At 67.7% G+C, this 12099-nt stretch carries 10 protein-coding genes; 2 read left to right on the forward strand and 8 right to left on the reverse strand.

All coding sequences use genetic code 11. The features are described 5' to 3' along the window. Positions 1–9 precede the first annotated feature (9 nt). The gene (locus C7411_RS03335) at positions 10–1968 is read right to left on the reverse strand and encodes a DUF3857 domain-containing transglutaminase family protein (RefSeq protein ID WP_110383140.1); all 1959 of its coding nucleotides are present in this window, start codon (positions 1966–1968) and stop codon (positions 10–12) included. Between the two features lie 440 nt (positions 1969–2408). On the opposite strand from C7411_RS03335, the gene C7411_RS03340 reads away from it, so the two are divergent. Beyond that, positions 2409–3809, forward strand: a complete 1401-nt coding sequence (locus C7411_RS03340; RefSeq protein WP_110383139.1) for an L-lactate MFS transporter — start codon at positions 2409–2411, stop codon at positions 3807–3809. A 13-nt stretch (positions 3810–3822) separates the two neighbouring features. Continuing rightward, positions 3823–3951 (forward strand): MFS transporter small subunit, encoded by a 129-nt coding sequence (locus C7411_RS03345; RefSeq protein WP_110383138.1) that lies wholly within the window; start codon positions 3823–3825, stop codon positions 3949–3951. 186 nt (positions 3952–4137) lie between these two features. Here C7411_RS03345 and C7411_RS03350 read toward each other — a convergent pair whose 3' ends face one another. The 7 genes from C7411_RS03350 to C7411_RS03380 all read right to left on the reverse strand — a co-directional run bounded on the left by C7411_RS03350 (position 4138) and on the right by C7411_RS03380 (position 11696). Beyond that, on the reverse strand, positions 4138–5160 hold the full coding sequence (locus C7411_RS03350) for an XdhC family protein (protein ID WP_110383137.1): 1023 nt from the start codon (positions 5158–5160) through the stop codon (positions 4138–4140). After that, the gene (locus C7411_RS03355; RefSeq protein WP_110383136.1) at positions 5133–5705 is read right to left on the reverse strand and encodes an SRPBCC family protein; all 573 of its coding nucleotides are present in this window, start codon (positions 5703–5705) and stop codon (positions 5133–5135) included. The genes C7411_RS03350 and C7411_RS03355 overlap by 28 nt, the downstream gene beginning before the upstream one ends. Further along, on the reverse strand, positions 5696–6946 hold the full coding sequence (locus tag C7411_RS03360; protein ID WP_110383135.1) for a vWA domain-containing protein: 1251 nt from the start codon (positions 6944–6946) through the stop codon (positions 5696–5698). The genes C7411_RS03355 and C7411_RS03360 overlap by 10 nt, the downstream gene beginning before the upstream one ends. Before the next feature lie 71 nt (positions 6947–7017). Beyond that, positions 7018–7905, reverse strand: a complete 888-nt coding sequence (locus C7411_RS03365) for an AAA family ATPase (protein ID WP_110383134.1) — start codon at positions 7903–7905, stop codon at positions 7018–7020. 77 nt (positions 7906–7982) lie between these two features. Further along, entirely contained in the window at positions 7983–8780 is a 798-nt protein-coding gene (locus C7411_RS03370) for an FAD binding domain-containing protein (RefSeq protein WP_110383133.1), read from the reverse strand. A gap of 13 nt (positions 8781–8793) precedes the next feature. Then, entirely contained in the window at positions 8794–11184 is a 2391-nt protein-coding gene (locus C7411_RS03375) for a xanthine dehydrogenase family protein molybdopterin-binding subunit (protein ID WP_110383132.1), read from the reverse strand. A 14-nt stretch (positions 11185–11198) separates the two neighbouring features. Further along, positions 11199–11696, reverse strand: coding sequence for a (2Fe-2S)-binding protein (locus tag C7411_RS03380; protein ID WP_110383131.1), 498 nt, complete (start codon positions 11694–11696; stop codon positions 11199–11201). Positions 11697–12099 lie beyond the last annotated feature (403 nt).

Consider the following 12099-nt stretch of genomic DNA (forward strand, 5'->3'; position numbering starts at 1 on the left):
TGCGCCGGCTCACTGCGCGCTCGCCCGACTCTCCGGCGCGGCGCCCTGGGCCGACGGCTTGACGATCAACTGCGCGCGCAGGTCGCGCGCCATCGTCTCGAACGCGGGGCGCATCTGCGCGAAATCGTCGGCGCTGCATACGTCGCTCGCGAAATGCGTTTGACCCGTGCGCGTGACGCGCAGCACATTCGTTTGGGAATCGAGCGCGTACTGCGAACGGAAATCGATGAAACGGTTGCCGGCGTGCTGCGGCATCGGGACGTCGAGCACGCGCATGCCCGGCGGCAGCACGATGCGCGTGCGCTCGGTCACCACCACGTTGCGGCACACGAAGGGCTGCGTGCGCCGCGATTCGCCGAGCCAGTAGCGCAGATTCGCGTCGAGCCCGCCCACGAAGCTCGTGAGCGTGGGCACGGGCGTGGTCATTTCAGGGTCGACGAAGCCGTCGAAGGTACCCGTGAGCGTGAGCACGAGCGGGCCCGCCGTGGCGTCGAGCGGGCTGGACGCGAGCGCGGCGTTGCCGCGCAGGTTGGCGTTGCGCAGCTCCCATTGCAGCGACTCCTCGCGCTGCGCGGGCGTTTGCAGGCGCAGCACGCTGCGGGTCTGTTCGGCGGACCAGCCCTCTGACTGCAAGCGGTAGATGAAGCGCGCCGAGCCGTCGGGCGCGACCGTGATGTCGAGATCGCTCTCGCGCGTGGTCGTGGCAGTGGGAGGCGTGCGGACCCGCGTGCCGTCGCCGGCGAGCACGGCCTCGCGGTCCATGTCCGTCGACGGCAAATAGCCGAACTCGATATTGCTCGCCGTGGAGTCCGCGAACATCTGCAGATCGGGCAGCCAGGTGATGACGTGATTGATCACGCCGAAGCCCGGCACGCCCGGCAGTGTGTAGACCGTGCCGCTGTTCACGAGCGCCGGCGTGCTGCCGATGCCCACGGCGCCGAGCAGCGCGCCGTAGAGCGCGACGTGGTCCTTGCAGTCGCCGTAGCGGTTCGCGAGCACGTCGGTCGCGCGGTGCGGCACGATCTCGCCGCGGCCGATGTTCATCGCCACGTAGCGGATGTTGCGGCGCACCCAGTCATAGAGCGTTTGCGCCCTGGCGCGCGGGGTGTCGTCGTGCGCCGTGAGCGTCTGCGCAAGGCGCACGATGGCCGGGTCGCGCGCGCCGGGATCCACCGCCGCGTCGCGATAGACCTTCGCGAAGGCCGCATAGTCGGGGAAGGTGGACACCATCAGCCGGTCGCCGTAGCTCACGTAGGCGACCGAGCCATATTCCAGGCGCTCGAAATTCGCCTTGTCGTAGCGGTACTCGTAACGCGTGCGGCCGTTCACCGTGGCGGGCGGCAGCACGGTAAAGCCGCGTGCGTCGGCGTAGAGCGGCACCTTCGCGGGCAGGTCGTAGATCACGCGGAAGTTGTGTGTGGGCGCGAGGTCGGGCGGCGTGAAGTCGCTGAACCAGCCGGGCACGAGCGGTACGCGCTGGATCTTGCGCCACGTGAGATGCACGCGCGCGCCCGGCTCCACGGCCGGGAACACGATCACCTTGTCCTGCACGTCCTGGAACATCGGGGCGTCGAACGAGTGCACTTCCTGCACGTCGCGGATCTGCTCCGGGCGCACGTCGTGACGCCCGCCCCGGGCGTCTTCGGTCCACGCTTCGAGCACGTCCACGTGGGCCATCTCGCGGTTGAACCACACGTAATACTGGCCCGCGCGCGCAATGCCGGCTTCGGTGTTCACGCGCAGCGTGAGCGAGTCGAGCTTGGTGTACGAGCCGTCCGCGTTGACGGTGAAGGTCTGCGTTTCCGATTCGTTGGTGTAGGGCGCCTGGGCGGCGCTGCCTGCCGGATTCAGCGCGCCCGCTTCGAGGGGCACCGGTGTGAGCTGCGCCACGCCCGGGCGCAGGTCGGCGGCGAAGGTTCCCGTGGCGGGGCCGAGCACGGCGAGGCAAAGAGCGAGAGCGAGGCGCATGGGGGGCTCGGCAGGTGGCGGGTCGCGGATGAGCGCTACTTCTGCCACTTAAAAGTCATGCCACCCGCTTGTCAAGCGGATGGCCCGCACACCGCCCGCAGGAACTCCTTTTATCGAGGATCGAATCTACATGCCGGGCCGCGCGACGACATGCCCGCCTGCAACGTACACCGTGGCGTCATACGGCGCTGCCGCCGATTTGCTGCGCACGCAACCATCGGGGAAGCACGGCGCTGTATGGCATATGTATGTTTACCTCATATTGCCAAGGCGGCGCCTGGGGACTAAGGTTCGTGCAGCCGTCAAGCGGCAATTAAGTGTTCTTTGCGTTTGCGCATAAAAAGAGCACATCAGACCACGCCTACCAACAGCCATTTTGGATGGGACCGGAGCGAGCGTTCACCCCGCGCTCTCAACCTCTGGTCGATTCGGGAGATCCCATGAGCAGCGTTGCAGATTCGACGCGCGGTGCGCAAAGCGCACCTTTCTTTTCCAAAGAGGCGACTGTCGCCCCGCCGGGCTTTTCGCGCTGGATGGTGCCGCCCGCGGCGCTGGCCGTGCATCTGTGCATCGGCCAGGCCTACGCGTTTTCCGTGTTCAACGCGCCGCTCACGAAGGTGATCGGCATTACGCAGTCCGCGCCCGATGACTGGTCGCTCACCACGCTTGGCTGGATTTTCTCGCTGGCGATCGTGTTTCTCGGGCTTTCCGCCGCGTTTGGCGGCAAGTGGCTCGAACGCGTGGGCCCGCGCCGCACGATGTTTACCGCCGCGTGCTGCTTTGGCGGCGGTTTCCTCGTTTCCGCGCTCGGCGTGCATCTGCATCAGATCGCGCTGCTCTATCTCGGCTACGGCGTGATCGGCGGCATCGGCCTCGGGCTTGGCTACGTCTCGCCGGTTTCGACGCTGATCCGCTGGTTCCCCGACCGCCGCGGCATGGCGACGGGCCTCGCGATCATGGGCTTCGGCGGCGGCGCGATGATCGCCGCGCCGCTCTCTGTCCTGCTGATGAAGCATTTCGCGAGCGACACGAGCGTGGGCGTCGCCCAGACCTTCGTGGTGCTCGGCGTGGCGTACTTCATCTCGATGACGATCGGCGCCGTCACCATCCGCGTGCCCGCGCCGGACTGGAAGCCCGCGGGCTGGACGCCGCCCGTCGTGGCGAAGAAGCTCGTGTCGAACCAGCATGTGCATATCGACCAGGCGCTCAAGACGCCGCAGTTCTACCTGATCTGGCTCGTGCTGTTCCTCAACGTCACGGCCGGCATCGGCATTCTGGGCCAGGCCTCGGTCATGATCCAGGAGAGCTTCAAGGACACCGTGAGCGCCGGCGCTGCGGCGGGCTTCGTCGGCCTGCTCTCGCTCTTCAACATGGGCGGGCGCTTCGTGTGGGCTTCGGCTTCCGACTGGGTGGGCCGCAAGAACACCTACTTCATCTTCTTCGTGTTCGGCGCGGTGCTCTATTACGCGGTGCCGCAGTTCGCGCAGAGCGGCAACATCGTGTTCTTCGTGCTCGCGTTCTGCCTGATTCTCTCGATGTACGGCGGCGGCTTCTCGACCGTGCCCGCGTATCTCGCCGACATGTTCGGCACGGCGTTCGTGGGCGGCATTCACGGCCGTCTGCTCACCGCGTGGGCCGCGGCAGGCGTGGCGGGCCCGGTGCTCGTGAACTACGTGCGTGCGTACCAGGTCGCGCACGGCGTGGCGAAGGCCGATGCGTACACGATGACCGTGCACATCATGGCTTCGCTGCTCGTGATCGGCTTCATCTGCAATCTGCTCGTGCGCCGCGTGGACGCGAAGCATCACATGAGCGAGACGCAACTCGCCGCCGGTAAATAAGGAGGAACGCGCAATGACTACTCAAGCCGCCCCGAAATCGTCGAACAAGGCGCTGATGGCGATCTTCTGGCTCTACGTGCTGGTGCCGCTGGTGTGGGGCGTGACCAACACGCTCACGCAGGCGATGAAGCTGTTCGGCTGATGCCGTGACGCTCGAGTGAAGCGAGGCGGCGCGAGCCGCCCGCCAGAAACAACGTATTGCGGGCCGCCGGCGTGAGTCGCGGCCCGCCGTTTTTTGGGGGATGGCACGGGCGCTAGCGGGAACGGTGGCGCAAGACGGAGCAGGACGGGCGCTCGCCTCACGCGTGATGGCGGCCGCGAAGCGGCCTCAGACATCGCACATCGACCCTGCTCCCGCTGCCTGTTCCCGCGCGGCTTTTGCGCCTTCCACCTGGAGAATGGTCGGCAGCGAGACGCCGTTCTTCGCCGCCGTGACCTCGGCGAGGATCGACACCGCGATTTCCGGCGGCGTGCGGCTGCCGATGTAAATGCCCACCGGCCCATGCAGCCGCGCGAGTTCCGTCGCGCTCAGGTCGAACTCCTTGAGCCGCTCGCGCCGCGCCGCGTTGTTGCGCCGCGAGCCCAGCGCGCCCACGTAGAACGCGGGCGTCTTGAGAGCCTCCATCAGCGCGAGGTCGTCGAGCTTGGGGTCGTGCGTGAGCGCGATCACGGCGCAGCGTTCGTCGAGCTTCATGTCGAGCACCGTGTCGTCGGGCATGGTGCGCACGAGCGCCGTGCCGGGCACGTCCCAGGTGTCGGTGTATTCCTCGCGCGGGTCGCACACGGTCACCTGGTAATCGAGCCCCACCGCGATCTGGCAGAGATAGCGCGAGAGCTGCCCCGCGCCGATCACCAGCATGCGGTAGCGCGGCCCGTGTATCGTGAGCAGGCGCGCGTCGTCGAAGTCCACGCCATCGGTCGCTTTCGCCGGGCCGAGCGTGGCGCGGCCGGTCGCCATGTCGAGTGTGCGTGCAACGAGCTCGCCGCGCTCGACGGTTGCGAGCAGGTCGCGAATGCCCGAGGCCTCGGAGAGCGGTTCGAGCACGAGCTGGATCGTGCCGCCGCATGGCAGTCCGAAACGATGCGCCTCTTCCGCCGTGATGCCGTACTTGACGGCTTCGGGCTTCACGATCGTCACGCCTTCGCGGTGCACGCGGTCGATGAGATCGTCCTCGATGCAGCCGCCCGACACGGAGCCGACCACGAGGCCGTCGCCGCGCACCACGAGCATCGCGCCCTCGGGACGCGGCGACGAGCCCCACGTTTTCACCACTGTCACCAGCAGCGCGCGGTGCCCTGCGTCGAGCCATCGCACGCTGGATTTCAGGACTTCGAGATCCACGCTGTCCATGATCGTTTCCTCTTCGGTGTTTCCTCTGCGCCCTCGGCTTGCGGCTCGCCTTCTGCGTCGCTCGCGGCAGATTGCGCCGCCTCGTCGGTATTTTGCTGCGCGTCGCCACCCAGCTGTTCCCCGAAACGCCTGAAAAACTCGCCGGCGATCTTGCGCGCCGCGCCGTCCACGAGCCGCGAGCCGATCTGTGCGAGCTTGCCGCCCACCTGGGCGTTCGCAGTGTACGCGAGCGTGGTCGATTCGTCGCCGGCGGCTTCGAGTTTCACGTGCGCGTCGCCCTTGCCGAAGCCCGCTGCCCCGCCCTGGCCCTCGAAGACGATCGTGTAGCTGTTCGGGGCGTCGATATCGGCGAGCTGCATGCGGCCCTTGAAGCGCGCCTTCACCGGACCCACCGCGGCGGTCAGCGCGACGGTGTAAGCGTTCTCGCCGTCGGCTTCGATGCTTTCGCAGCCCGGTATGCACGCCTTGAGGATCGCCGTGTCGTTGAGCGCTTCCCAGGCGCGCTGTTGCGGCACCGGCAGCGTGTGGCTTTCGGTCAGCTCCATCGTGTTTCTCCTTGTGACGCTCGCGCCTGCACGCTGTGCAATGCGCGTGCCGCACGGGGCATATGCCCGGCCGGCGCGGCTTCGCACAGGCTGCGCGCGAACGCTTCGAGGCTGTCGAGATTGTGGACGGGGTAGTGCGCGTCGACGTGGGGCAGCATCGCCTGCACGCCGCGCGCCTTCGGCGCGAAATCGCGGTAACGCAGGAGCGGATTGAGCCAGATCACGCGATGTGCGAAGCGGTGCAGGCGCGCCATCTCCTCGCTGAGCAGGCCGCACTCATCGTGATCGAGCCCGTCCGTGACGATCAGCACCGTCGCGCGAGCGCCGAGCATGCGGCGCGCCCAGCGGCGGTTGAACTCCGCGAGCGTGGCGCCGATGCGCGTGCCGCCGGACCAGTCCGCGACCTGGCTGGCAAGCTGTGCGAGCGAGACGTCGGGATCGCGTTCGCGCAGCGCACGCGTGGCGTGCGTCAGGCGCGTGCCGAACAGGAATACCTGCAGCCGTTCGCGCGATTGCAGCAACGCGTGGCAGAAGTAGAGCACCGCGCGCGAGTAGCTGCTCATCGAGCCGGAAATGTCGAGCAGCAGCACGAGCGGCAGCTTGCGGTCCACGGGCGCGCGATATTTCCATACGGTCCAGTCGCCGCCCGCCCGCACCGCGTGGCGCGCGCTCGCGCGCAGATCGGCGTGCGTGCCGCGCGACGATGCCTTCAGGCGCCGCGTGCGAACCGTTGCGAGCGGCAGGCGGCGCGCGCGGATCAGGTGGCGCAGCGTGCGCCATTCGTCGGCGGTGAGCGTGTCGAAGTCGCGCTGGCGCAGGCGTTCTTCGGCGCTGAACGTGGCATGGGCGCGCAATTCGTGTTGTTCGTGCGAGGGCGGCGGCCTCGCGCCCGGGCGCTGGGCAGGGCGCGCCGCGAGCGCGTCGGCGAGACGGTTGTTGCGGCGCGGCGGCGGCACGCCGCCTTGCACCTTCGGCAGCAGGAGCGCGCGCAGCTTGCCTTCGAAATCCGGATCGCGCCAGAAGAGGGCGAATGCGGCGTCGAAGATTTCGCGCTCGTCGGGCGCGCTCGTGAGGAGCGCGGCGAGCGCGGCATGCACATCGTCGCGGCGGCCAAGGTCGATGTGGCGCAGCGCTTCGATTGCGTCGACGGCGCGCGTAGGCGACATCGGCAGGCCCGCGCCGCGCAGCACGCGCACGAAATGCACGACGTTGCGCGCGAATACGGGCGCGAGCGTGGGCATGACGGCGGGCGAGGCAGGCGGCGTAGTGCGGGTTCCGGGCGGCAGGGACGATGAGGCGCAGGCCATCGTGCTCACTCCGCGAGCGCGAGCGTTTGCGCGATGCGTTGCGCGTCGAGCTGCGCGAGGTCGTCCTGGTACTTCAGCAGCACGCCTAGCGTGTCCTGCACCGACTGCGGATCGAGTTCCGTCACGGCGAGCGCGCCAAGCGCCCGGCACCAGTCGATCGTTTCCGCAATGCCGGGCGCCTTGAAGAGATCCATCGTGCGCAACTGGTGCACGAACGCCACGGCGCGATGCTGCAATGCCGGCGCGGTTTGCGGCGCGCGCGCGGCCACGATCGCGAGCTCGCGCGCACGGTCCGGATAGCCGAGCCATTGATAAAGACAGCGCCGCTTGAGCGCGTCGTGCACTTCGCGCGTGCGGTTCGACGTGATCACGACGAGCGGCGGCGTGCTCGCGCGCACGGTGCCGTATTCGGGAATCGATACCTGGAAATCCGAAAGGAGTTCGAGCAGGAAGGCTTCGAACGGTTCGTCGGCGCGGTCGATTTCGTCGATCAGCAGCACGCGGCGCGCGGCGGGGTTGTTCGGGTCGAGTTGCAGCGCCTGCAACAAGGGCCGCTTGAGCAGGAACTCGTCGCGATAGAGCGTGTCGTTGCGCGGCTTTTCGCCGGCGGCTTCGGCAAGCCGCAGCGCCATGATCTGGCGCGGATAGTCCCACTCGTAGAGCGCGCTTGCCGTATCGAGCCCCTCGTAGCATTGCAGGCGCAGGAGCGTCGTGCCGAGCATGGCCGCGGCGGCCTTGGCCAGCTCGGTCTTGCCCACGCCCGGCTCGCCTTCGAGAAACAGCGGGCGTTCCATGCGCAGCGCAAGAAAGAGCGCCGTGGCGAGTTCGCGGCTCGCGAAATAGCCGCGCGCTTCGAGTTGTGCGAGGGTGTCGTCGATCGAGGCGGATTGCATTCGGGATTCTGGCAACGCGAATCAAAGGCGGCGAGCGCTTCCACGTCCGCCTGGAAGCGCTCGCCCTCGGGACAAGCCTAGCCGTTGGCCTTCGCCACCGCGCGCGCCGCGAGCACCGGTATGAGGTGCGCGCGATAGGCCGCGCTCGCGTGCAGGTCGGTGTTGAGGTCGTCGGCGGGGAGCTTCACCGCGCGTGCGGCTTCGGGCGCGAAGTTCGTCTTCAGTGCGCTTTCCAGCGCGCCCGCGCGAAATACCGAAGGCCCGGCCCCCGTGACCGCCACGCGCGCCTCCCCACCGTACTTCGCGACGAACACGCCGGCGAGCGCGAAGTGCGAGGCCGGATTGGGAAACTTCTCGTAGGCCGCGCGTTCGGGCACCTGGAATTCGACGGATACGATCAGTTCGTCGGGTTCGAGCGCCGTTTCGTACATGCCGAGGAAGAAGTCGTCCGCTGCGATGCGCCGCCGGTCCGTCACCACCGTCGCGTTCAGCGCGAGCACCGCCGCCGGATAGTCGGCGGCCGGATCGTCGTTGGCGAGCGAGCCGCCCAGCGTGCCGAGCGCGCGCACCTGGCGATCGCCGATCATGCCCGCGAGGTCCGCGAGCGCCGGCAGCGTGTTGCGGATCTGCGCGTTTTCGGCGACATCGGCATGGCACACGGCCGCGCCCACCTTCACCACCTGGCCGTCCACCTGCACGGCTTTCAGCTCGGGAATGCGCGTGACGTCCACGAGCGTGCTGGGCTGGGCGAGCCGCAGCTTCATCGCCGCGAGCAGGCTCTGGCCGCCGCCCAGGAATTTGGCGTCGGCGTCGGCCGCGAGGGCTTTCACGGCACCTTGCGCGTCGCTTGCGCGCTGATAGTCGAATGCGTACATGGAGCGCCTCCGCTCAAGGTTGTGAAGAGGCCTGCGCGGCCTGGATCGCTTGCCATACACGATGCGGCGTGGCCGGCATCTGGAGGTCCTTCACGCCCAGGGGGCCGAGCGCGTCCAGAATCGCGTTGATGACGGCAGGCGGCGAGCCGATCGCACCGGCTTCGCCGCAGCCCTTCACGCCAAGCGGATTGTGCGTGCACGGCGTGCCTTTCGCGGTTTCGACCGTGTACGAAGGCACATCCGACGCGTGCGGCATCGCGTAGTCCATGTACGAGCCCGAGAGCAACTGGCCGCTCTCGTGGTCGTACACGCACTGTTCGAGCATCGCCTGGCCGATGCCCTGGCCGAGACCCCCGTGCACCTGGCCCTCGACGATCATCGGGTTGATGACGTTGCCGAAATCGTCCACCGCGGTGAAGCGCTCGATACGCGTCTCGCCCGTCTCGGGATCGACTTCGACTTCGCAGAGGTACGCGCCCGACGGATAGGTGAAGTTGGTCGGGTCGTAGAATGCGCTTTCGTCCAGGCCCGGTTCGAGCGTCTCCAGCGGATAGTTGTGCGGCACGTACGCGGCGAGCGAGATTTCGGCGAAGGTCTTCGTGCGGTCGGTGCCCGCCACGCGGAACACGCCGTCGGCGAACTCGATGTCCTCCACGCCCGCTTCGAGCATGTGCGCGGCGATCTTCTTCGCCTTCGCTTCGATCTTGTCGAGCGCCTTCATGATCGCCGAGCCGCCCACCGAGATCGAGCGCGAGCCGTAGGTGCCCATGCCGAACGGAATGCGGCCCGTGTCGCCGTGCACGATCTCGACCTGCTCGATCGGCACGCCCAGGCGATCGGCCACGACTTGCGCGAAGGTCGTTTCGTGGCCCTGGCCGTGGCTGTGCGAGCCCGTGAACACGGTGACGGAGCCGGTCGGGTTCACGCGGACCTCGCCGGCTTCGAAGAGGCCTGCGCGCGCGCCGAGCGCACCCGCGATGTTCGACGGCGCGAGCCCGCACGCCTCGATGTAGCACGAGTAGCCGAGGCCGCGCAGTTTTCCCTGCGCCTTCGATGCGTCGCGCCGCGTGGCGAAGCCCTTCACGTCGGCGAGTTCCAGCGCGCGGCCAAGGCACGCTTCGTAATCGCCCGTGTCGTAGGTGAGGCCCACGGGCGTGGCATACGGGAACGTCGTGATGAAGTTGCGGCGGCGGATTTCGGCCGGGTCGATGTTCATCTCGCGCGCGGCTGTTTCCACGAGACGCTCGACCACGTAGGTCGCTTCCGGGCGGCCCGCGCCGCGGTACGCATCCACGGGCACCGTGTTCGTGAACACGGCCTTCACCTCGGCGTAGATCGCGGGCGTGGTGTACTGGCCCGCGAGCAGCGTGGCGTAGAGGATGGTCGGCACGCTCGAGGCGAACGTCGAGAGATACGCGCCCATGTTCGCCGTGGTGTGCACGCGCATGGCGAGGAACTTGCCGTCCTTGTCGAGCGCGAGTTCGGCTTTCGTCACGTGGTCGCGGCCGTGCGCATCGGAAACGAAGGACTCCGATCGTTCGGCGGTCCACTTCACCGGGCGGCGGATTTTCTTCGCGGCCCACGTGAGCGCGACATCTTCGGCATACAGAAAGATCTTCGAGCCGAAGCCGCCGCCCACGTCGGGCGCGACGACGCGCAGCTTCGTTTCCGGCAGCCCGAGCACGAACGCGGCCATCAGCAGGCGCTCGACGTGCGGATTCTGGTTCGCCACGTACACCGTATAGCTGTCGTCGTACGGCGAGTAGCTCGCGTTCACGGCGCGCGGCTCGATGGCGTTCGGCACGAGCCGGTTGTTGACGATGTCGAGGGTGGTCACGTGCGCGGCCTGCGCGAAGGCGGCGTCGGTCGCGGCCTTGTCGCCGTGGCCCCACGTGTAGCAGGTGTTGTTCGGCACGCCGTCGTGCACGAGCGGCTGGCCGGCGTCGGCGGCGTGCGCCGTGTCGACGGCGGCAGGCAGTTCTTCGTAATCGACCTCGACGAGTTCGGCGGCATCTTTTGCGGCCTTGACCGAATCGGCGATCACGAGCGCGACCTGGTCGCCCACGTGGCGCGCTTTCTCATGCACGATCACGGGATGCGGCGGCTCGTTCATGGGCGTGCCGTCGATGCTGTGAATGAGCCAGCCGCACGGCAGGCCGCCCACGTTTTCCGCCGCGAGATCCGCGCCGGTGAAGACGGCCACGACGCCGGGCGAGGCCTTCGCCGCGTTCGTGTCGATGCTCCTGATGCGCGCATGCGCGTGCGGCGAGCGCACGAACACGGCAAAGGTCTGCGCGGGCAGCACGACGTCGTCGGTGTACTGGCCGGCGCCGGTGAGGAAGCGGTAGTCTTCCTTGCGCTTGACGCTCGCGCCGATCATGCGATTGGGTTCGGGTGCGTTCATGGCGGCCTCCCGGTTCACGCGCTCGTGGCGGCAGCGGGGGCGCCCGCGCGCATTGCCTGCGCACCGGCGGCCACGGCCTTCACGATGTTGTGATAGCCCGTACAGCGGCAGAAGTTGCCGTCGAGCCCTTCGCGAATGTCGCTTTCCGTGAGGTCAGGGTTGGCGGCGGCGAGCGCGGTCGCGCACATCACCATGCCGGGCGTGCAGAAGCCGCATTGCAGGCCATGGCATTCGCGGAACGCGGCCTGCATGGGATGCAGCTCGCCATTTTTCGCGAGGCCTTCGATCGTCGTCACCTCCATGCCGTCGCACTGCACGGCGAGCTGGTTGCACGACTTGATCGCGCGGCCGTTCAGGTGGACGGTGCAGGCCCCGCATTGCGCGGTGTCGCAGCCGACGTGCGTGCCGGTGAGACGCTGCTGTTCGCGCAGGAACTGGACGAGGAGCGTGTGGGGTTCGACCTCGGCGGTCACGGGCGCGCCGTTGACCGTGAGGCTAATTCTGATCGCCATTGATGTGTCTCCAATGTCGACCGGAGCACGGCGCTGCGTGTGGCTCCGGTCCCATACCAGATGATGGGATAGAGACCTGCCTGGGCCCGTTCTTTTTTGCACTGAATCGACCGCCCTGACCGCCCGCAGGAAAACTCGCCCCTCCAACACATTGCGCCTCTTCGCGCGCGCAACTCACCGCGCCACGCCAACAACGCGGGGCGCTTCGGGCGGATCGAACCAATACGGGTGGAGCGGAATCTGGGTCCGGCTGGTGCCTTGCTGTTCAGTGAAGCCTGGGGTGACGCCCGGACAGTAAAGCACAATTTGCCGAATTTCGCTGCGCGGGTTTTACCTTCCAGAATGCCTGCAGCGTGCGAAAAGAAACGGCCCGCCTCGATGGCTCGGGGCGGGCCGTTGCGTT

The organism is Paraburkholderia silvatlantica, from assembly GCF_003096715.1.
GTDB lineage: Bacteria > Pseudomonadota > Gammaproteobacteria > Burkholderiales > Burkholderiaceae > Paraburkholderia > Paraburkholderia silvatlantica.